Origin of the sequence: Tenebrionibacter intestinalis (assembly GCF_016632365.1) — a bacterium.
Lineage (GTDB): Bacteria > Pseudomonadota > Gammaproteobacteria > Enterobacterales > Enterobacteriaceae > Tenebrionibacter > Tenebrionibacter intestinalis.
Genome location: NZ_JAEPBH010000025.1, coordinates 1 through 20,232 on the forward strand (window position 1 = coordinate 1; position 20,232 = coordinate 20,232).

General features: G+C 53.7%; 17 protein-coding genes and 2 pseudogenes. 14 read left to right on the forward strand and 5 right to left on the reverse strand.

Annotated features, from left to right (window positions below):
* The 3 genes and pseudogenes from JJB97_RS10565 to JJB97_RS10575 all read left to right on the forward strand — a co-directional run.
* Positions 1–807 (forward strand): annotated as a pseudogene (locus tag JJB97_RS10565) (hypothetical protein); the annotation flags it as partial.
* Entirely contained in the window at positions 804–1,277 is a 474-nt protein-coding gene (locus JJB97_RS10570; RefSeq protein WP_238713980.1) for a hypothetical protein, read from the forward strand. The pseudogene JJB97_RS10565 and the gene JJB97_RS10570, both read left to right, overlap by 4 nt.
* A 135-nt stretch (positions 1,278–1,412) precedes the next feature.
* A complete protein-coding gene (locus JJB97_RS10575) occupies positions 1,413–1,646 on the forward strand; it encodes a hypothetical protein (RefSeq protein WP_238713981.1) in 234 nt (77 codons plus the stop codon).
* Positions 1,647–1,682: 36 nt separating this feature from the next.
* Here JJB97_RS10575 and JJB97_RS10580 read toward each other — a convergent pair whose 3' ends face one another.
* The gene (locus JJB97_RS10580) at positions 1,683–2,507 is read right to left on the reverse strand and encodes a MurR/RpiR family transcriptional regulator (RefSeq protein ID WP_238713982.1); all 825 of its coding nucleotides are present in this window, start codon (positions 2,505–2,507) and stop codon (positions 1,683–1,685) included.
* Positions 2,508–2,669: 162 nt separating this feature from the next.
* On the opposite strand from JJB97_RS10580, the gene JJB97_RS10585 reads away from it, so the two are divergent.
* The 5 genes and pseudogenes from JJB97_RS10585 to JJB97_RS10605 form a co-directional block, all read left to right on the forward strand.
* On the forward strand, positions 2,670–4,229 hold the full coding sequence (locus tag JJB97_RS10585) for a PTS transporter subunit EIIC (RefSeq protein WP_238713983.1): 1,560 nt from the start codon (positions 2,670–2,672) through the stop codon (positions 4,227–4,229).
* The gene (locus tag JJB97_RS10590) at positions 4,229–4,936 is read left to right on the forward strand and encodes an N-acetylmannosamine-6-phosphate 2-epimerase (RefSeq protein WP_238713984.1); all 708 of its coding nucleotides are present in this window, start codon (positions 4,229–4,231) and stop codon (positions 4,934–4,936) included. The genes JJB97_RS10585 and JJB97_RS10590 overlap by 1 nt, the downstream gene beginning before the upstream one ends.
* 54 nt (positions 4,937–4,990) lie before the next feature.
* Positions 4,991–5,662, forward strand: a complete 672-nt coding sequence (gene queE, locus JJB97_RS10595) for a 7-carboxy-7-deazaguanine synthase QueE (protein WP_238713985.1) — start codon at positions 4,991–4,993, stop codon at positions 5,660–5,662.
* A 75-nt stretch (positions 5,663–5,737) separates the two neighbouring features.
* On the forward strand, positions 5,738–7,063 hold the full coding sequence (locus JJB97_RS10600) for an NAD(P)/FAD-dependent oxidoreductase (protein WP_238713986.1): 1,326 nt from the start codon (positions 5,738–5,740) through the stop codon (positions 7,061–7,063).
* A 36-nt stretch (positions 7,064–7,099) separates the two neighbouring features.
* Positions 7,100–7,263: pseudogene (locus tag JJB97_RS10605) on the forward strand (RNA-guided endonuclease InsQ/TnpB family protein); the annotation flags it as partial.
* A gap of 318 nt (positions 7,264–7,581) precedes the next feature.
* Here JJB97_RS10605 and queD read toward each other — a convergent pair.
* From queD to JJB97_RS10620, 3 genes are all read right to left on the reverse strand, one after another.
* Entirely contained in the window at positions 7,582–7,941 is a 360-nt protein-coding gene (queD, locus tag JJB97_RS10610; protein WP_238713987.1) for a 6-carboxytetrahydropterin synthase QueD, read from the reverse strand.
* Positions 7,942–8,226: 285 nt separating this feature from the next.
* Positions 8,227–8,499 (reverse strand): hypothetical protein, encoded by a 273-nt coding sequence (locus JJB97_RS10615; RefSeq protein ID WP_317981148.1) that lies wholly within the window; start codon positions 8,497–8,499, stop codon positions 8,227–8,229.
* A 623-nt stretch (positions 8,500–9,122) separates the two neighbouring features.
* On the reverse strand, positions 9,123–10,859 hold the full coding sequence (locus tag JJB97_RS10620; protein ID WP_238713988.1) for a CocE/NonD family hydrolase: 1,737 nt from the start codon (positions 10,857–10,859) through the stop codon (positions 9,123–9,125).
* A gap of 430 nt (positions 10,860–11,289) precedes the next feature.
* On the opposite strand from JJB97_RS10620, the gene cysJ reads away from it, so the two are divergent.
* From cysJ to JJB97_RS10635, 3 genes are read left to right on the forward strand one after another with little or no spacing between them, the layout of a single operon-like run.
* The gene (gene cysJ, locus JJB97_RS10625; RefSeq protein WP_238713989.1) at positions 11,290–13,083 is read left to right on the forward strand and encodes an NADPH-dependent assimilatory sulfite reductase flavoprotein subunit; all 1,794 of its coding nucleotides are present in this window, start codon (positions 11,290–11,292) and stop codon (positions 13,081–13,083) included.
* A complete protein-coding gene (gene cysI, locus JJB97_RS10630) occupies positions 13,083–14,798 on the forward strand; it encodes an assimilatory sulfite reductase (NADPH) hemoprotein subunit (RefSeq protein ID WP_238713990.1) in 1,716 nt (571 codons plus the stop codon). The genes cysJ and cysI overlap by 1 nt, the downstream gene beginning before the upstream one ends.
* Before the next feature lie 12 nt (positions 14,799–14,810).
* The gene (locus tag JJB97_RS10635) at positions 14,811–15,545 is read left to right on the forward strand and encodes a phosphoadenylyl-sulfate reductase (RefSeq protein WP_238713991.1); all 735 of its coding nucleotides are present in this window, start codon (positions 14,811–14,813) and stop codon (positions 15,543–15,545) included.
* Positions 15,546–15,907: 362 nt separating this feature from the next.
* Here JJB97_RS10635 and JJB97_RS10640 read toward each other — a convergent pair whose 3' ends face one another.
* A complete protein-coding gene (locus JJB97_RS10640) occupies positions 15,908–16,945 on the reverse strand; it encodes an aminopeptidase (RefSeq protein WP_238713992.1) in 1,038 nt (345 codons plus the stop codon).
* A gap of 274 nt (positions 16,946–17,219) precedes the next feature.
* Here JJB97_RS10640 and cysD point away from each other — a divergent pair, with 274 nt between their 5' ends.
* From cysD to cysC, 3 genes are read left to right on the forward strand one after another with little or no spacing between them, the layout of a single operon-like run.
* Positions 17,220–18,128 (forward strand): sulfate adenylyltransferase subunit CysD, encoded by a 909-nt coding sequence (gene cysD / locus JJB97_RS10645; protein ID WP_238713993.1) that lies wholly within the window; start codon positions 17,220–17,222, stop codon positions 18,126–18,128.
* 11 nt (positions 18,129–18,139) lie between these two features.
* Positions 18,140–19,576 carry a sulfate adenylyltransferase subunit CysN gene (gene cysN / locus JJB97_RS10650; RefSeq protein ID WP_238713994.1) on the forward strand — a complete coding sequence of 479 codons (1,437 nt, stop codon included), beginning with the start codon at positions 18,140–18,142 and terminating at the stop codon, positions 19,574–19,576.
* A complete protein-coding gene (gene cysC, locus JJB97_RS10655; protein ID WP_238713995.1) occupies positions 19,576–20,181 on the forward strand; it encodes an adenylyl-sulfate kinase in 606 nt (201 codons plus the stop codon). The genes cysN and cysC overlap by 1 nt, the downstream gene beginning before the upstream one ends.
* Positions 20,182–20,232: the final 51 nt, after the last annotated feature.

The window sequence follows — 20,232 nt, forward strand, 5'->3', positions numbered from 1 at the left end:
GGCGCGAATGCCGCGAAGGTGGAAGTGACCAATAACAGCTTAAGCGATATAGCAGAATCCGTCGCGGCCGGTAAAACTCCGGAGCAGAAAGCGCAGGAGCATGTAAAAGCAGAAAACGAGCGCTACAGGCAGGAAAACTGCGCAGGCATGAGCGCGGAAGCGTGCTCAGTACAGATGTATAAGCAGAGGCTTGAAGCACTCAAGGATACCGCTTCATTTGGCGTGGATTTTGTGCCGGTGGTTGGCGATATCAAGAGCTTTGCAGAAGCGCAGAGCGCGCTGGATTACCTGGTCGCAGCGGTGGGGATTATCCCTGGCGCGGGTGATGCTGCTGGTAAGGTGATTAAGGCGGCGGAAACGGCGCTGAAGAAAGGGGAACTGGCCGAGGCGTCTACACTTATCAATAAGGCCAGTAAAGAGCTCTCAGGGCATTTGCCCAGCCCTGGCCAAACATCTTTACCAGGTTCGGGAGTAGGATCTGGTGCTGCCTTTTCAGTGACCAACGCACAGTTAGGTAAAAAACTCGGAAAACACGTTGAAGATTTTGGTGGTAATGCGTCGAATGCAGCAGATAGACAACGTGTCTTGGATATTATAAATGATATAGGTTCAAATCCTGATAAAGTTGTTGCTGGTAAATTTGCGGGACAAGGTGCAGGAAGCGGTGCCAGCCGTGGTGATGTATTCTTCAGAATAAAGGGAAATGATGTTGTTGTTACCAAGCCCGATGGTAGCTTTGTCACTATTCTTAAGGATGGTATTAATAATACCTCTGTGAAAAATGCATTGAAGGGAGATCCGAAATGATTAAATCTTTAAGGAATTATGAAGAATGGACTCTCGGTGTTGTGGGTAAAAAACTTTTGCAGATTAAAGGATTAATTTATTCCCTTGATGTTCCTGATTTTGAACATCCACAACAGTTACAGCTTGTTTTTTCAAAGGCAGTAACCATTAGTAGTTTGAAATGTGGAAAGGATGGTTCAACACTTGTGTTAACGGAGCATCCTATGCAAGAAAAAGAACTTGGTGAATACGGTAAAGAAACTATTATTGATATTTCACATATCCATCCGTTTGCTAATTTTATTGAAAAAACTTTGCTGAAGGTGTTTTTGATATTTTCCTCAGTAGAGGATGCCTATGTGGGCTTAAGGCTAGATTTTGAAAATCACTTGAGTTTAATTATTATGAATATTGGTGATGAGATAAATATCTTCGAAGCTTTGTCGACAACATATGAGCAAATTGAAGGTATTAGATATTCGGAATTGTAAATGAAATGATCCCGGCCTCAGAGTCGGGAGCTTTCCGGCCATGTCAGCGCCTCGGGCGAAAACGTCGCCCATAACGGTAAGAGCGTCGCTGAGCAGAGCGGAATATTTGCGGGAAGCGGCGGGTTTGAGGTGACGGTGGGCGGCAGGACGCAGCTTGACGGAGCGGTGATTGCGTCCACGGCAGACAGCGGGCGGAACAGGCTGGATACGGGAACGCTGGGCTGGACGGCGATACGTAACGAAAGTAAAACCGCCGGTAACGGTTACGCCGTGGCGATTTCCGGCAGCGGGGGCGGCGGCGAAAACCGCAACGTGGCGCCAGCCACCGGCACCGGGCAGGCGAAATGCAGTACTGCTCCGCTTAAGTGAACGGTATTGCGCTTCGGCGGTTTTTTTATAACGGTATCAGAGCAGCAGGGGAAGTGTGGCGCTGGCGGTTTGTTGGCTCACTACACCGTAATACTCATCAAGCGCGATTAGAGAAGTACTCAGCAGTTCAATCAACAGCATTACCCCTACCTTTGCATTTAATGCCCCGGCGCTTAACGGACCTTCTGGCTTTGCCGCCACCAGTAGTAAATCACTCAATGAGGCCAGCGGACTGCGAGGCGTATTACTGAGCGCCAGGACCCTGGCCCCCTGTTTATGCGCCAGCTTAATGACATGCAGCAAATCACGTGTCGAACCTGAACTGGAAATGGCTACCACCAGCTTATCCGCAGAGAGCGTGGCGGCATTCATGGCCGCCCGGTGCATGTCACTGAAGAGTTGCGCAGGTTTACCAAGTCGCAAGAGTTTGTATTGCAGGTATTCACCCAAAATAGCGCTGGCCGCGACGCCGTAGATCTCCACCGACTGCGCCTGATGCAGAGCAAGCGCCGCTTTTTCCAGCAACGTCCGGTCGAGCAGTTTTGCCGTATCCTGCAGTGCCTGCACAGACTCATCAACGACGTTGTCGATCTTATCACCCTGCTGACGAGCAGGTTGTCCCTGCTGGATATCAAGCGCCAGCGCCATTTTAAACTCGTTATATCCCTTACAGCCTAACGTGCGGCAGAGGCGCGTCACGCTTGCTTCACTGGTATGGCTTTCCCGCGCGAGTTCCGTAATGGTCAGGTAAAGCACCTTTGACGGATTGTTGAGTACGATCTCCCCCAGTTTTTGCTGCGTAGGGCTGTATCCGCAAAGCCCCTGGCGCAACCTCAGCAGCAGGTTTTCATTTTCAGACATGCTCAATCCTTAATGTGTTCTCTGTGCGCTAGTGTGGCGGAAAGTAGGGGAAGTACGCCAGTAATTTTAAAAACATGATCTGCCTCTCTATTGTTGGTGATAATTTTCAGTGCATAATTAATTTTTGATAAAAATTTTCAAATGTAAGGTGTGAGAGAGAAAATGATGCAGATTTTCAGTGGGGCGTCTTCCGGAGGATGGTTTGAAAAAGCACAGCGTTTTGGCAAATCGTTTATGTTGCCGATAGCGGTACTGCCTGCGGCGGGGTTGTTGCTGGGTATTGGTGGGGCGTTGTCGAACCCAAACACGCTGGCCGCGTACCCCTTCCTGGATGCCGACTGGCTACAGGCTATCTTCACTATCATGAGTAGTGCGGGGTCGATTGTCTTTGCCAATCTCTCCGTACTGTTTGCCGTGGGTGTGGCGGTTGGGCTGGCGAAAACGGATAAAGGCACTGCGGGGCTGGCGGCATTACTGGCCTTTCTTATCATGAATGCCACCATTAATGCGCTGCTCACTCTGACCGGTAAGCTGGCCCATGAGAACCCGGGTGCAGTTGGCCAGGGTATGACGCTGGGTATCCAGACGCTGGAGACCGGGGTTTTTGGCGGGGTGGTGATAGGGCTGGTTACCTGCGTGCTACATCATCGGTTCAACAAAATTGCTCTTCCCCAATTCCTGGGGTTTTTTGGCGGTTCTCGCTTTGTCCCCATAATCAGCTCACTGGCGGCAATTGTTGTTGGGGCGATAATGACCGTGGTCTGGCCGCATTTCCAGAAACTGATTTTTGGTCTGGGGGGGCTTGTTGATGCGACCGGTTATCTGGGAACCCTGCTGTACGGGTTTATTTTGCGTATGCTGGGCCCGTTCGGATTACATCATATCTTCTATCTGCCGTTCTGGACGACTGCGCTAGGTGGTAGTGAGATTGTGAATGGTCAACTGGTTGAAGGCGCACAGCGGATCTTCTTTGCTCAACTGGCTGACCCGGCGACACAACAGTTTTATGCGGGCATCTCTCGTTTCATGTCCGGGCGCTTCATCACCATGATGTTTGGCCTTCTCGGAGCATGTCTGGCGATGTACCACACGGCAAAACCAGAGAATAAAAAGCGTGTGGCGGGGCTGCTACTATCCGCGGCGTTGACCTCTTTTCTGACGGGGATTACGGAACCTATTGAGTTCTCCTTTCTGTTTGTCGCGCCAGTGCTCTATGTCATTCACGCGCTATTTGATGGTCTGGCATTTATGCTCGCCCATATTTTACACATCACGATTGGACAAACCTTCTCCGGTGGATTTATCGACTTCGTGCTGTTCGGCATACTTCAGGGCGAAGCCAAAACGAACTGGCTGTTTGTTCCGCTGGTAGGTGTACCGTGGTTCTTCCTGTACTACTTCACCTTCCGCTATCTGATCAATTGCTTTGATTTTGCCACACCGGGGCGCGAAAAAGAGGCTACGGCAGAAGATACTGCTCTATCACAAAGTAAACGAGCATCAGCGGTGATTGCGGGGCTAGGTGGCAGAGACAATCTGGAAGAGGTGGACTGCTGCGCGACGCGTCTTCGCGTCACCGTGAAAGACGGCGGCAAAGTGAATGAATCTGCGCTTAAAGCCACCGGGGCGCGTGGTGTGATTGTGCGCGGTAACGGCGTGCAGGTTATTTATGGTCCGCACGTCACGATTATCAAAAATGAAGTTGAAGAGATCTTATCGTAATGAAAACTGTACTGGATAACTTGAAAGGAAACCTGGTCGTCTCTTGCCAGGCGCTGGATAACGAACCGTTGCATAGTCCGTTTATTATGTCGCGCATGGCGCTGGCGGTGGCCCAGGGCGGTGCCAGCGCGATCCGTGCTAATAGCGTAGTAGATATTGAAGCCATCAAACAACAGGTTTCTTTGCCCATCATTGGTATTATCAAGCGAGATTATCCGGACAGCGAGGTGTTTATCACCGCCACGCTAAAAGAAGTGGACGAACTGATGACGGTTTCACCGGAGATTATTGCGCTGGATGCGACTGCCCGTCGCCGGCCCGGTGGTCAACCGCTGGAGGTGCTGGTTAAGCAAATTCGCGCGCGTTATCCTTCGGTGCTATTGATGGCGGATATCGCCACTGTTGATGAAGCGGTGATGGCGCAGGCGCTGGGTTTTGATTGTGTCGGTACTACGCTTTACGGCTATACGGCAGACACGGCCGGTCACATTCTGCCTGATAACGACTGTGCCTTCCTGCGGAAGGTTCTCGCCGCCGTCACGATCCCGGTGATTGCGGAAGGCAATGTTGATACACCGGAACGGGCGGCGAAATGTCTGGCGCTGGGTGCTCACGCGGTCGTTGTCGGTGGGGCTATCACCCGCCCACAGCAGATTACAGCACGGTTTATGGCGGCAATTCGCGCGCGCAGTATCTGTGGTGCATGATCATCTGCTGGGAATCTGCGATACTTATTGCTTATCCCCTTCACTGAGATGATTATGCAGTACCCGATTAACGAGATGTTTCAGACGCTACAGGGCGAGGGGTATTTCACCGGCGTTCCCGCTATTTTTATCCGCTTGCAGGGCTGCCCTGTGGGGTGTGCATGGTGCGATACGCAACATACCTGGGATAAACGTGCTGAACGGGAAGTATCGCTGTTCAGCGTGCTGGCGAAAACGCGTGAAAGTGACAAATGGAGTAGCGCCAGCGCAGACGAGCTGCTGGCTGCCATTGGCCGCCAGGGCTACACCGCACGCCATGTAGTCATTACCGGCGGGGAGCCCTGTATCCACGATTTACGCCCGCTGACCGTATTGCTTGAAGAAAACGGCTTTCGCTGCCAGATTGAAACCAGCGGCACGCACGACGTGCGCTGTAGCGACGCGGCCTGGGTAACGGTTTCGCCTAAGGTTAATATGCGCGGCGGCTATGAGGTGCTGGCGCAGGCACTGTCTCGCGCTGATGAAATTAAACACCCGGTAGGCCGCCTGCGTGATATTGAAGCGCTGGATGAGCTGCTCGCCACGCTGGAGGACGGTAAAAAGCGCATTATCGCGCTACAGCCCATAAGCCAAAAAGAAGATGCGACGCGCCTGTGCATCGATACCTGTATTGCGCGCAACTGGCGGCTTTCAATGCAGACTCATAAATATCTTCATATCGCCTGATTTGCGGTGCCCATCCGTTTGCCGGCGGTGATAGAATCTTAAAAATACAGGGATTTCATAACCGGCAGGGATTTTATGAAACGTGTTTCATTACCTCAGAATCAAAATAGTGTCGGCTGGCCGCTGCCGTCAGACTCGCCTTCAACCTGTTTAGCGTTAACCGGGGACCTTCAGGCCGACTGGGCTGTTATCGGCGCCGGTTATGCGGGGCTGGCGTTTGCCCGCACGCTGGCGACGCTAAACCCGGATTTACACATTGTGGTTTTCGATGCCGCCAGCGCGCCCTGGGATAGCTCCGCGGGGCGTAACTCCGGTTTTGTGATTGGCCTGCCGCACAATATCGGCAGTTCAATGGCGGAACTGAAAAAGGCGCAGACGTGGCGTAATTTGCTGCAGGCGGGAATCGAAATCCTGTGGGAGCAGGTGGAGAAGCACGCTATCGCCTGCGACTGGGAAAACGCCGGCAAGTACCACTGCCAGGTATCTGAAGGCAGCGATGCCGTACTGAAGACCTACCGCGAAAGCCTGGAGCGCATTGAAGAACCTTATGAAGAACTGGATGGCGAGGCGCTCAGACGCAGGCTGGGAAGCGGCTTCTGGCACAAGGGAATATTCACGCCGGGCACGATTTTAGTTAACCCGGCGCGGCTGATTGCCGGGCTGGCGGATTCCCTGCCGGCGAACGTCACCCTTTACCAAAACACGCCGGCGCTGGCGATAAAAGCAGGTGACGTGACGGAAATTTTTACGCCGCAGGGCGCGGTGAAGGTAAAAAACGTGATGCTGGCGACTAATGCGCTCTCGCCGGAGTTGATGCCGGGGCGGCTGCGCCGCCAGGCATCAATGGCGACGTTCGCCAGCCTGACGCAGCCGCTGACCGTACAGCAAATGATGAAGCTCCCGCGTGAGATGACGAGCTGGGGGATGACGCCGGTAAATGCGATTGCCGGCGCGACGGTGCGCTTTACGTCCGATCGCCGTTTCCTGATCCGCCAGCATGTGATGCCGGCGCTGCGCGGCGTGGTGACGAAAGAGCAGACGCGCCAGGCGGCGCGCCAGCACAATGCGCTTTTTAACCGGATATATCCGCAGTTTGGCGGCGAGGTCGCACTGGTGAAAACCTGGTCCGGCGCCATTAGCGTTACGCGTAACGGTGCGCCGCTGTGGGGGAATGTTGCGCGCAATATCTATACCGCCGCAGGCTGTAACGGCGCGGGAATTTCCCGCCAGACTATAGCAGGCGAGCTACTGGCGTACTATGCGCTCAAACAGGATCATCCGCTAATCGGCGATATGCTGGCGGTGGGGCGGGCGAATCTGCTGCCGCCTTCTCCGCTGCTGGATGCCGCAGTAAAGGTATCGCTGATGAAAGAGCGCTGGCTGGGGCGCCGCGAGGCCTGAGAGGTGAGCATCCCGGCTCTCGCGCCCACGGTTTCGTCAACCTTTGAATGCCCCGGAGGCGGATATACCGAAAACGCCACTATTAATGGGGCACGAAATATTTTAGCGGCAGGATATGCCGTGCTTGCCTGTGGAGGGGCGGCGCAGTCAGGCCGCCGTTGAAGCAGGAACCCACCGGGGCGATTCAGGCTCCGGGCTGAACGCTGCAGAAATCCCGTCCTTCAGGGCAGGTAGGTTGTCAGGAAAAGAGATGGAATTGATATTAACCATTTGGCGAATGCAGAAAAACCCTTCTGCCCGGGCCGCTTTCAGCTTCGGCGCTCAGGCGCAGCCTCTGTTATTTCCGTCATTACGCATTAATGCTATTTAACCCTGATGGAGAGCCAGCCAGGGCTAAATGTGCGCCGGGGCGTTCAGCGCCTGGCGTTAAACCGCCTGCCGTAAGCGTTTAAACCGCTGCGAACGGCGCGGGTTGGCAGGTCGCGCCTAAGCGGAGTATTTGGGGCTAAATGGGGCGTTTACCCGCGATACACGCAGCCTGCGGTGCAGGTTTCTTTTACCGTAACCGCGCTAAGCAGCGGTAGCTGAGGTTTAAGCTGCTGCCAGATCCATTCTGCCAGTACTTCGCTGGTGGGGTTTTCCAGGCCTTCGATATCGTTCAGATAGTGATGATCCAGACGGTTATAGGTGGGCGTAAATGCGGCTTTTAGTTCGGCAAAATCCATAATCCAGCCCGTGCGGGGATCGACTTCACCGGTAATTTCCAGGCGTACCATAAAAGAGTGACCGTGCAGACGGCCGCACTTGTGCCCTTGTGGTACATGAGGCAGACGATGGGCGGCTTCAAAGGTGAAATCTTTAAACAGCGTGGTAGGCATTGTGATGTCTCGATGTGGCTTGTTCTGTCGGGGGGGATAAACCTGCTCTGTTTCAGGACGTACAGGGGGAGCCGTTTGCTCTGCCCTGGCCTGTACGTAATGCAAGCGGGCTATACCTTTACTGAGTGCGGCATTGTGACATTAATCGTTGCAGCGTGCCACCGGATGTGGGTTCGTCACCGGCTGTTTTGTTTTCAGCAGCGTGTGAACAGAGGGGGATAGACTGCGAAACGCGCTTCGAGGCTCTGGCCAGGATTATATTCGTATTTTCATTTCGCCTGCAATTTATAATATGAAAAAAGAGACCAGAGCGATAATAATAAAACAAACTGAGCATATAACAAGCCCGCCAGAAAAATCTTTTAATGAATCCAGATGCTCGTTGCATTCTTTATTCACTTTATTAATGGCATCGTTCTCATTTTCAGCATTTACCTCAATGTGATGTTTTCTGAACCCCTGTTTTTTCAGCTTTCTGGTTAAATCCTGCGTTAATAAGGTTTTGGCGATAACTTTCGTTTTATCCTCGTTTATAAATATAATGTATTTTTCCATCATTTCCCCCTGGCTATAGAAGATTTGATTTAATGGTTTGTTTTACAAAAAAAAGGGGCACTTCCCGTGCCGACGGCTTAAGTCGCCCCGCTTTAACGGATGGGTATGATATTATTGTGCTTCATGAAACGCTATCCCTGTTACCGTGTTATGTGGTTAAATGCTTTTATAATGGAAGAATAATTGGTAATTATATTTTTCTTTGCATTGTTTTTTTGAATTAAATCACATTTTATAACAGGCAGGTTATTGAATGTTTAAACAGCGCACGCAATGTCGATAACGACAGTAATCAGGCGCGGCTAATAAAATTAATGGCCTGATGAAGCTATTGGTTACTATTATTGTCTGTGGAGTTATATTGTCAATGGTTTGTGCCGCAAGCAAGCCGTTGGTTTTAATCGTACAGGTAAGGCGCATGTCGCCAATCCTGTTAGCCGCCGCCAGGAGCATGCCAGCACGTGTTGTTTACGAAACGGGCAAACAGCAAAGTGAGCCGGAAAAAGCGCCAGGAGCCGCTTTTGGTAATGTGTTTTAACCGCTGGTGAACGTACACCGCCTCAGAAATAAAATAGCCACCAGCGCAGGCCCGTTCAGGCCTGCGCTGCGTAAAACTACGCCTGCGGTTATTTAATTACGCCCTGCGTGACGGGAATAAGCAAATGCGAATCAAATTTTCCCCCTGTGTGAATAATATGATTTCCCTGATTAATCGTGCCGACGGGCGGCAGGTCGGGGAATTCCGGTTGGGTTATCAGATTTACGCCATTAATACGCAGTTGCAGGGTTTCGCCTTTGTGCCACTTCATGGCGTAGGGCCAGATATCGATTTCCAGCGGAACAATCTCTCCTGGCTTAAGTTTTTCAACCGTATCAAAAGTATGAAACGGTTTTTCGGGGCGGGATTTCGCGGTGTCCAGCTTGCGCATAGAGGCCCGCAGGCGCCCGTTGGCTCCCTGATGATAACGATTGGTTACAGGTTCGGGAAGCACTTCATTCTGGTTGACGTCGAGTTTACTGATAAAGGCGAATACGTCCATATCGTCGAAACTGGCCGCCTCCATCCAGGCTTTGAGCTTAATGTGTCCGGCAATTTCGGTATCTTCTGTAAAGGTATATTTGAAGACGGTTCCTTCCTCGTCCGGCATATATTCTTTGGCGGCGCAGTGTTTGGCGCATTTTGCCGTCAGCCTGCCGTGGGCGGCATCCAGGTAAAGAGGCACAAATTTTTGCCGCGCCAGCGGAAACGTTGTCTCCGGGCGATACAGAATATCCTCGTGGCCGGGGTCGAGCACGGTCAACCGCACGCGAGGCGTCTCTTTCCAGCCGTTATCTTCCTCTTTCAGGTAGTAATCAAAGAAGCGGCGTAAATCGTCGCTGTTTACCGGGTTGAAAAAATCGACCCATTCATGGCGGTTGTGTACCCGCAGCCATTTTTCCGCGCATCCGTAATCTTCCCAGGCGGAAAATGTGCCTTGCGTATGTAATACGTTAGTCCAGGATGCGACAATATAGGCCGGAATTCGCGACTTACTTACGTCAGGCACTTTAGTATTCCAGTACGCGTCGAATAACGGGGCCGGCTCCACCATAGCGACAATATCTTCGGCATAATTGTCGCCGTAAAGATTAGCCAGCATGCCGTTGAAAAACTCCTGGTTTGGAATGCCGCCGCGCACGATTGTGTCGCGATACCAGTCCCGAATACCTTCCCAGGGGGCAATAGCTTTGAGCTGCGGCGGGTTATACTGGCAAATGTTCCACTGATAAATGGCAAACCCGCTGTTGCCGCAGGCGCCGACATTGCCATTTGACCAGGGTTGCTCTGCAATCCAGGCGATGACGTCCGTTTCATCTTCCGCGTCCTGCAGCCCAAAGAAAGGAATATCCCCTTCAGATTTAAATACGCCCCGTCCGTCCACGTTCACGATGGCGTAACCGTACTGCACCCAGTAGCCCGGGACCGGGCCTTCGAATTTATTAAGGCCGTCTTCCCACTGGGTGGGAACGTCCATGCGGTTTTCAAAACGATCCAGGCTAAGCCAGCTTCCTTTTTTACCAAACGGGCTCCAGGAGATAATCGCCGGGCAATCCTGTTGATCTGTCGGGCGATAAACATCGACATAAATTGTTGTTCCATCGCGAAGCGTCACGGCGACATCCTGTTCAAACAGAATATCTACCGGTAACGGCATCCCGCCTTCACGGTGTACGGAACCTGCCGGCAGAATATGCGTGGAGGGATTAAAGCCCGGATATGTCTCTGATGCGCTAACCGGCTGGGTTTTACGAAACAAGACTTCATAACTCTCGCCCAGTTCCGGGATAGTGCCGGTTTTCATGTCATTCGTCATGTCACTCATTATTTTCTCCATTGCGTTATGTTGCTGCTGTTAAAAAAGTAGGTGGACTTGTCGGCATGATCAAGAAAAAATCTTAATAAAAACAAAGTGTTATTCGGTCCGATATGATTTTTATGGGTATGTCTGCGGCCCGCATTAGTTTTGTAAAGCGATGATGGTTAAATACGTTAAGGGCGGGTATTGAGCGAAAAACCGCGAGGCTTTGCGCGTGAGCATGCCTGACCAATGGCCGTGAAAGTGAAGACAGGGCGTTTTTTATTCAGCAGTAGGGTTAAACACTTTTTCCAGTAAGGGTTACGGAAAAAACAGATTAGGCGAATTTGTTATTTGATATTGCCAACGCTTCTTTGGTTTGATGTTACCCACATCGTTACTCTTGTTTTCACGCATTTTTGGGTAACGCCTTCACGCCACGGGAATATAACGACGCATGACGACTCAGGCTTCTATTACCTCGCAGCTCCCGCTAAGCCCGGAGCAGCTAAAGCGCCTTCAGAGCGCGACTGCGGATTTTTCACCCGCCCAGCTTGCCTGGCTGGCCGGCTACTTCTGGGGGGTGAGCCAACAGCAGCCGGGCGCGACATTAACGCCCGTTGAACAGGCATCGTGCGCGATTACGCTACTGTCCGCTTCTCAAACCGGCAACGCGCGCCGCGTGGCCGAGCAACTTCGCGATGATCTGCTGGCCGCGCAGCTTAACGTCACGCTGGTTAATGCCGGTGATTACAAATTTAAACAGATAGCGCAGGAAAAACTGCTGCTGCTTGTGGCATCGACCCAGGGGGAAGGTGAGCCGCCGGAAGAAGCTGTTGCGCTGCATAAATTCCTGTTTTCTAAAAAAGCGCCAGCGCTTGCCGGTACCGCATTTGCCGTGTTTGGTCTTGGGGATACCTCTTATGAACATTTCTGCCAGGCCGGTAAAGATTTTGATGCCAGGCTGGCGGAACTGGGGGCGGAACGCCTGCTGAGCCGCGTCGATGCCGACGTGGAATATCAGGCTGCCGCTCAGGCCTGGCGCGCGCGCGTGGTGGATGTGATGAAAACGCGTGCGCCGAAGGCCGCATGCGTGCAGAGCGCCGCCGCTGGTGCGGTAAACGACATTTTCTCAAGCCCCTACACTAAGGCGGCGCCGCTTAGCGCCACGCTTGCCGTAAACCAGAAAATTACCGGCCGCAACTCGCAAAAAGATGTGCGCCATATTGAAATCGACCTTGGCGATTCTGGCCTGCGTTATCAGCCAGGCGACGCGCTTGGCGTGTGGTACAGGAACTGTCCGGCGCTGGTGCAGGAGTTGGTTGAGCTGCTGTGGCTCAAAGGCGATGAAAAGGTGACGCTGGGCGGCGAAACGATGCCGTTGGCTGAGGCGCTACAGTGGCATCTTGAACTGACGGTCAACACTGCCGCCATTGTGGAAAACTACGCCATGCTGACGCGTAATACGCCTCTGCTTGAACTGGTGGGTGATAAAGCAACATTGCAGCGCTACGCGGCGACGACGCCGATTGTTGATATGGCGCGTTTTGCGCCCGCACAACTGGAGGCGCAGCAGCTTATTGACCTGCTACGTCCGCTTACGCCGCGACTGTATTCCATCGCCTCATCCCAGAACGAAGTAGAAAATGAAGTGCATATTACCGTTGGCGTTGTGCGTTATGACATTGAAGGCCGCGCCCGCACCGGCGGCGCGTCCGGTTTTCTGGCCGACCGGCTGGAAGAGGAGGGCGAAGTGCGCGTCTTCATTGAGCATAACGATAACTTCCGCCTACCGGATAACCCCGAAACGCCGGTCATTATGATAGGCCCGGGAACAGGTATAGCGCCGTTTCGCGCTTTCATGCAGGAGCGCGACGCGCAGGGCGCGAGCGGAAAAAACTGGCTGTTCTTCGGTAATCCGCATTTTACTGAAGATTTTTTGTATCAGGTGGAGTGGCAGCGCTATGTCAAAGATGGCCTGCTAAGCCGCATCGATCTTGCCTGGTCGCGGGATCAAAAAGAAAAGGTGTATGTTCAACATAAACTGCGCGAACAGGGAGCAGAGCTTTGGCGCTGGATTAACGATGGCGCGCATATTTACGTTTGCGGCGATGCAAGCCGTATGGCGAAAGACGTTGAGCATGCGCTTGTGGACGTCATTGCCGCATATGGCGGCATGGACGCCGACGCGGCGGATGAATTTTTAAGTGAGCTGCGCGTAGCGCGCCGTTATCAGCGAGATGTCTATTAATGAATGAAAAACATCCAGGCCCTCTGGTGGTCGAAGGCAAGCTGTCTGACGCTGAGCGCATGAAGCTTGAGAGCCATTACCTGCGCGGCACCATCGCCGAAGATTTACAGGATGGGTTGACCGGTGGTTTTAAAGGCGACAACTTCCTGCTCATCCGTTTTCACGGTATGTATCAGCAGGATGACCGCGATATTCGCGCCGAGCGCGCTGAACAGAAGCTGGAGCCACGCCATGCCATGATGCTGCGCTGCCGCTTGCCCGGAGGAATTATGACCCCCCGGCAGTGGCAAGCCATTGATAAATTTGCCGCGGATAACACGCTTTATGGCAGTATCCGCCTCACTAACCGCCAGACTTTTCAGTTTCACGGTATCCTTAAACAGAACGTGAAACCTGCGCACCAGATGCTGCATGACGTGGGGCTGGATGCGCTGGCTACGGCTAATGACGTAAACCGTAATGTGCTGTGTACCTCCAATCCCGTTGAGTCGCAGCTACACGCCGAGGCCTGGGAGTGGGCGAAAAAGCTGTCTGAGCACCTGTTGCCACGCACGCGCGCCTATGCGGAAATTTGGCTGGATCAGGAAAAGGTGGCGACCACGGATGAAGAACCTATCCTTGGGCCGACGTATCTGCCGCGTAAGTTTAAAACGACCGTCGTGGTGCCGCCGCAAAACGATGTCGATCTGCACGCCAACGATATGAACTTTGTCGCGATTGCCGAAAACGGCAGGCTGGTGGGCTTTAACCTGCTGGTGGGCGGCGGGCTTTCCGTTGAGCACGGCAATAAGAAAACCTACGCGCGCACCGCCAGTGAATTTGGCTATATTCCGCTGGCGCATACGCTGGCAGTGGCGCAGGCGGTGGTGACCACTCAGCGCGACTGGGGCAACCGCACCGACCGTAAAAATGCCAAAACCAAATATACGCTTGAACGCGTGGGCGTGGAAGCCTTCAAGGCGGAGGTGGAACGTCGCGCCGGTATAAAATTTGAACCGATTCGCCCTTACGCATTTACCGGCCGGGGCGATCGCATTGGTTGGGTGAAAGGCATTGATGACAAATGGCACCTGACGCTGTTTATCGAAAACGGTCGCATACTTGATTATCCGGGCAAGCCGCTGAAAACCGGGCTGCTGGAAATTGCCAGGGTGCATAAAGGCGATTTTCGACTGACGGCTAATCAGAATCTGATCGTGGCAGGCGTAGCGGAAAAAGAGAAGGAAAAGATTGAAAAACTGGCGCGCGATCATGGGCTGATGGCGGCAACAACTCCGCAGCGTGAGAACTCAATGGCCTGTGTCTCCTTCCCAACCTGCCCGTTGGCGATGGCGGAAGCTGAACGTTTTCTGCCGCAGTTTGTCGATAAAATTGAGGCGATTATGACCGCTCGCGGCGTTGGCGATGACCACATTGTGCTGCGCGTGACCGGCTGTCCGAACGGCTGTGGTCGCGCCATGCTGGCGGAAATTGGCCTGGTGGGGAAAGCGCCAGGGCGCTATAACCTGCATATCGGCGGTAATCGCACGGGTACGCGTATTGCGCGCATGCTGCGTGAAAATATCACCGAGCCTGAAATTATCGAAACGATTGACGCGCTGGTCGGCCGCTGGGCGACAGAGCGCGAGCCGGGAGAGGGGTTTGGCGATTTTACTGTACGTGTAGGTATTATCCGCCCGATTCTCGATCCGGCGCGCGACTTTTGGGGCGAATAATGGGGGGCGACAATGAGCGAGTATAATCTGTGCGCGCTGAACGCGCTGGCAAAAGAGGAGCGTCAACTGGCGTTGCGGGAAACAAACGCAACGCTGGAAAGTATGACCGCGCGTGAGCGCGTCGTCTGGGGGCTTAACAATTTGCCCGGCGAATTCGTGCTCTCGTCCAGTTTTGGTATTCAGGCCGCAGTTTGCCTGCATCTGGTGACGCGCGAGTGGGCGGACATTCCGGTTATTCTGACCGATACCGGCTACCTGTTTGCGGAAACCTACCGTTTTATTGATGAACTCACAGACCGGCTTGGCCTGAACCTGCGGGTCTATCGCGCAGCCGAAAGCCCGGCCTGGCAGGAGGCGCGCTATGGCAGGCTGTGGGAGCAGGGCGTGGAAGGGATTGAGCGCTATAACGCCCTGAATAAAGTAGAGCCGATGAACCGTGCGCTGGCGGATTTGAGCGCGGGCACCTGGTTTGCCGGGCTGCGCCGCGAGCAGTCCGCAAGCCGCTCAACGCTGCCGGTCCTTGGCGTACAGCGCGGCGTGTTTAAGCTGCTGCCGATTATCGACTGGGATAATCGTACGGTGTATCAGTATCTGATAAAGCACGGGCTGAAATACCACCCGCTGTGGGAAAAAGGTTATCTTTCAGTAGGCGATACGCATACTACTCGTAAATGGGAACCCGGCATGGCGGAAGAAGAGACACGCTTCTTTGGGCTTAAGCGTGAATGCGGGTTGCATGAAGGGTAAATCGCAACGGGCGCCGTATGCGCCCGTAAGGCTGCTGACAAACCCCAACCTGTTGCAGACAGGAGGGGGAGCGCAATAAAAAATAAGTAAAATCAATGCATTGATTTTCGCCTGCTTACCACAAAGAAGGAAAAACTCCGTTTTTTCCTTCTTTGCCAACAATCCGACGGGCGCCGTATGCGCCCGTAAGGCTGCTGACAAACCCCAACCTGTCGCAGACAGGAGGGGTGAAACGCAATAAAAAATAAGGAAAATCAACGTATTGGTTTTCGCCTGCTTACCACAAAGAAGGAAAAAACCATTTTTCCTTCTTTGCCAACAATCCGACAGGCGCCGTATGCGCCCGTTTTGTATGCAAAGCGCTATCCCGCTTTCGCCAACTCACTGACTAACGGCAGCATGATCCGCACCACATCGCGGCTGCGTGCCTCAATCTGGCCTGGCAGCCATTTATCAAGATGCGGCACGTTGTCATATTGTACGCTGTGCCAGCTTTCCCCTTTCGGGAGCGCTTTGTTTCTTGCCCGCTTTTGGGCGTCGTCTTTATTGCCCCGCGTCCAGTCAGCGGCCTCAACGCTCAGTATCGGTATGCCCGCGTTATCGAAAACGTCGGCATCGTTACAACAGCCGGTAGCGTGGGGAAATCGCGGGTTGAGTTCGGGATTTGTACTGGCGGCTATGCCGTGCTGGTGAGCAATGGACAGCGCACGGTCGCGCGTGAGCTTGCGTACCGCAACGGGCGTGTTCTTTCCGTTGTTGAAATAAAGCCTTTCGCCGGTTATCAGGCTATCGAGATTAATAACCAATAGCGTATTCTTCCTCTCAGAGAGGGGCATGCGTTGCAGGATATCCTGCGCGCCGAGCATCCCTTCTTCTTCCCCGCTGGTGGCGATAAAACGAATGCTGTAGCGCGTGGGGGTATCTTTAAACCGCTCGGCCAGCTCCAGCATGACGCCCACCCCGGAAGCATTGTCATCAATGCCCTGAAGCGATAGCCCGCCGAGGTTTTTGTCGCAGTCGTTATCGCTGAGCGGCGCATACGTATCAACGTGCGCCATGATAATAATTTGCTGTGGGCTGCTGCCCTTATGCATCGCAATGGCCATGCTGCCTGTGACATGTTGTTTGTATTTTTCGCCATCGCGGCGGTTGTACAGGTAGCTGGCGGGAAACAGGCGGGTGTTGCTTTTATAGCCCCATTTTAGAAATTGTTGGTGTACATACTCTACCGCCAGCATTTCCGCCGGCGTGCCGGTCATGCGGCCTGGAAATACGGTAGCGATATGGCGCGCCTGAGCGCTGGCGATAGCGCCCGGCTCAGGGGTGTTTGCCAGCGTTGAAAATGAGCAAAAAAAACCTAAAACCAGCCATGAAGCTGAACGACGCAAAGCGGAAAACATAAATAATCCTTACTCCATCAGGCAAGCGGCCAGGCGGCGATAGTATGAAACGAGGCCGCAACGCCCGCAATTTCCATTCTTCCCAAACGCCGAAAAAGCGGAGCCGGAGCGAAGTTAACCGGCCTTGCCCCACCCGTTATTCCTTTGTGGAACTAATCATTCCAATCAGGCATTTCATAACAGGCAAGTACGGGACGTATAGTCCGATCTGTTCGCTTTATTTATTGACCGGTTAACGCGCCCGGACGGCGGCAAACCGGTTTGAGGAAAGGTTATGGACCAGAAACGACTTACTCACCTGCGCCAGCTTGAGATAGAAAGCATCCATATTATCCGCGAGGTTGCGGCGGAATTCGCTAATCCGGTCATGCTGTACTCCATCGGCAAAGACTCCTCGGTCATGCTGCATCTGGCCCGTAAGGCGTTTTTTCCCGGTTCGCTGCCGTTTCCGCTGTTGCATGTGGATACGGGCTGGAAATTTCGTGAAATGTACGCCTTTCGCGACCGCACGGTAAAAGCGTATGGCTGTGAGCTATTGGTACACCGTAACCCTGAGGGCGTGGCGATGGGGATTAACCCGTTCACACACGGCAGCGCCAAACACACCGATATTATGAAAACCGAAGGTCTGAAGCAGGCGCTGAACAAGTATGGTTTTGATGCGGCCTTCGGCGGCGCGCGGCGCGATGAAGAGAAATCGCGCGCAAAAGAGCGTATCTACTCCTTTCGCGACCGCTTTCACCGCTGGGATCCGAAAAATCAGCGTCCGGAGCTGTGGCATAACTATAACGGCCAGATCAATAAAGGCGAAAACATACGCGTATTTCCGCTCAGCAACTGGACTGAGCTGGATATCTGGCAATATATCTATCTGGAAAAAATCGATATCGTGCCGCTGTATCTTGCTGCTGAGCGCCCGGTGCTGGAGCGCGACGGCATGTTGATGATGGTTGATGACGACCGTATCAATTTGCATCCGGGCGAAGTAATTAAACGGCGCCAGGTTCGTTTTCGCACCCTCGGCTGCTGGCCGCTGACTGGCGCAGTGGAGTCGGGCGCGAAGACGCTGGCGGAGATTATCGAAGAAATGCTGGTCTCCACCACCAGCGAACGCCAGGGGCGCGTTATCGATCGCGACCAGTCCGGCTCAATGGAGCTGAAAAAACGCCAGGGTTATTTCTGAGGAGCCGCCGGATGAATACGATTATTGCACAACAGATTGCCGACCAGGGCGGCGTAGAAGCCTGGTTACATGCCCAACAGCACAAAAGCCTGCTGCGCTTACTGACCTGCGGCAGCGTGGACGACGGTAAAAGCACGCTTATTGGCCGCCTGCTGCACGATACGCGGCAGATATACGAAGACCAGCTCTCATCGCTGCATAACGACAGCAAGCGCCACGGCACACAGGGCGAAAAGCTGGATTTGGCGCTGCTGGTGGACGGCCTACAGGCTGAACGCGAGCAGGGCATCACTATCGATGTGGCCTATCGCTATTTCTCCACTGAAAAACGCAAATTCATTATTGCCGACACGCCAGGGCATGAGCAGTATACCCGTAACATGGCGACCGGCGCCTCCACCTGCGATTTAGCTATTCTGCTGATGGACGCGCGTAAAGGCGTGCTGGATCAAACCCGCCGCCACAGTTTTATTTCCACCCTGTTGGGTATCCGCCACCTGGTCGTGGCGGTCAATAAAATGGATCTGGTGGCGTTTTCGCAGGACCGTTTTGAAGAAATTAAGCAGGCCTGTCTCACCTTTGCCGCACAGCTTCCGGGCGCGCTGGATATCCGTTTTGTGCCGCTGTCAGCGCTGGAAGGCGATAATGTCGCCTCCCGAAGCGCCAGTATGCCGTGGTATAGCGGCCCAACGCTGCTGGAAATGCTGGAAACCGTAGAGGTCCAGCGTGTGGCGGCGCGCCAGCCGTTGCGTTTCCCTGTGCAGTATGTGAGCCGTCCGAACCTTGATTTTCGCGGTTATGCGGGCACCGTTGCCTCCGGGCAGGTGCGCGTGGGCGAACGTGTGAAGGCGCTGCCATCGGGCATAGAGACCCGCGTGGCGCGTATCGTTACGTTTGACGGCGATCTGCGTGAGGCCGCTGCTGGCGAAGCGGTGACGCTGGTGCTCAGAGACGAAATTGATATTAGCCGCGGCGACCTGCTGGTCAGCGCCGCAAGCGACGTGACGGTGGCGCAACGTGCCGATGTGGATGTGGTATGGATGACCGAGCGGCCGTTACAGCCAGGCCAGCGCTATGATATTAAAATCGCCGGTAAAAAAACCTGCGTTAGCGTGGATGCGATTGTTCATCAGGTGGATATCAATACGCTGGAAACCCACAGCGCCAGCGGCCTGCCGCTCAACGGTATCGGCCTGGTGACGCTAACGTTTGATGAACCGCTGGCGTTGGACCGTTACCGGGAAAATCCTGTCACCGGCGGGCTTATTTTTATTGATCGCCTGAGCAACGTAACCGTGGGCGCCGGTATGGTGCGCGAGGCGCGCGAGGCGCAGGTCGCAGCGCAGGAGGCGCCTTTGTCATATAGCGCATTTGAACTGGAGCTGAACGCGCTAATACGTCGCCATTTTCCGCACTGGAATGCGCGTAATTTGCAGGGTTCGAGCTGATGGCGTTACATGATGAAAATATTGTCTGGCACACGCATCCGGTGACCCGAAAAAAGCGTGAGCGACTGCACGGCCATCGCGGTGCGGTATTGTGGTTTACCGGGCTTTCCGGTTCGGGGAAATCCACCGTTGCGGGCGCGCTGGAAGACGCGTTGCATGCGCTGGGCGTAAGCACTTATCTACTGGATGGCGATAATGTGCGTCATGGCTTGTGCCGTGATTTGCGCTTTAGCGATGACGATCGCCGCGAGAATATCCGCCGCGTTGGCGAAGTGGCAAAGCTGATGGTAGAAGCCGGCCTTGTGGTGCTTACCGCATTCATTTCGCCTCATCGTGCTGAACGCGAAATGGTACGCGCGCTGGTAGGCGATGGGCGATTTATTGAAGTTTTTGTCGATACGCCGCTGGCGGTGTGTGAAGGACGCGATCCCAAAGGGCTATATAAAAAAGCGCGGGCCGGGGAGCTTTGTCATTTCACCGGCATTGACGCCGTTTATGAAGCGCCGGAAAACCCGGAAATTCGCCTTGATGGCGAACAATTGGTAACAAATTTGACCGGACAATTATTAGATCTGTTGCGCCGGGACGATATCATCAAATTCTGAAGACGGCGTCGGGCAGGCTGCAAGGCCTGCCCGCTCGGTTTACAGGATTTG

What these genes read in the sequence shown, in the direction of transcription:
- JJB97_RS10570 (WP_238713980.1), top strand. Translation starts at nt 804, where the DNA reads ATGATTAAATCTTTAAGGAATTATGAAGAATGGACTCTCGGTGTTGTG.
- JJB97_RS10580 (WP_238713982.1), bottom strand. Translation starts at nt 2,507, where the DNA reads ATGTCTGAAAATGAAAACCTGCTGCTGAGGTTGCGCCAGGGGCTTTGC.
- JJB97_RS10585 (WP_238713983.1), top strand. Translation starts at nt 2,670, where the DNA reads ATGATGCAGATTTTCAGTGGGGCGTCTTCCGGAGGATGGTTTGAAAAA.
- JJB97_RS10590 (WP_238713984.1), top strand. Translation starts at nt 4,229, where the DNA reads ATGAAAACTGTACTGGATAACTTGAAAGGAAACCTGGTCGTCTCTTGC.
- queE (WP_238713985.1), top strand. Translation starts at nt 4,991, where the DNA reads ATGCAGTACCCGATTAACGAGATGTTTCAGACGCTACAGGGCGAGGGG.
- JJB97_RS10600 (WP_238713986.1), top strand. Translation starts at nt 5,738, where the DNA reads ATGAAACGTGTTTCATTACCTCAGAATCAAAATAGTGTCGGCTGGCCG.
- queD (WP_238713987.1), bottom strand. Translation starts at nt 7,941, where the DNA reads ATGCCTACCACGCTGTTTAAAGATTTCACCTTTGAAGCCGCCCATCGT.
- JJB97_RS10615 (WP_317981148.1), bottom strand. Translation starts at nt 8,499, where the DNA reads ATGATGGAAAAATACATTATATTTATAAACGAGGATAAAACGAAAGTT.
- JJB97_RS10620 (WP_238713988.1), bottom strand. Translation starts at nt 10,859, where the DNA reads ATGAGTGACATGACGAATGACATGAAAACCGGCACTATCCCGGAACTG.
- cysJ (WP_238713989.1), top strand. Translation starts at nt 11,290, where the DNA reads ATGACGACTCAGGCTTCTATTACCTCGCAGCTCCCGCTAAGCCCGGAG.
- cysI (WP_238713990.1), top strand. Translation starts at nt 13,083, where the DNA reads ATGAATGAAAAACATCCAGGCCCTCTGGTGGTCGAAGGCAAGCTGTCT.
- JJB97_RS10635 (WP_238713991.1), top strand. Translation starts at nt 14,811, where the DNA reads ATGAGCGAGTATAATCTGTGCGCGCTGAACGCGCTGGCAAAAGAGGAG.
- JJB97_RS10640 (WP_238713992.1), bottom strand. Translation starts at nt 16,945, where the DNA reads ATGTTTTCCGCTTTGCGTCGTTCAGCTTCATGGCTGGTTTTAGGTTTT.
- cysD (WP_238713993.1), top strand. Translation starts at nt 17,220, where the DNA reads ATGGACCAGAAACGACTTACTCACCTGCGCCAGCTTGAGATAGAAAGC.
- cysN (WP_238713994.1), top strand. Translation starts at nt 18,140, where the DNA reads ATGAATACGATTATTGCACAACAGATTGCCGACCAGGGCGGCGTAGAA.
- cysC (WP_238713995.1), top strand. Translation starts at nt 19,576, where the DNA reads ATGGCGTTACATGATGAAAATATTGTCTGGCACACGCATCCGGTGACC.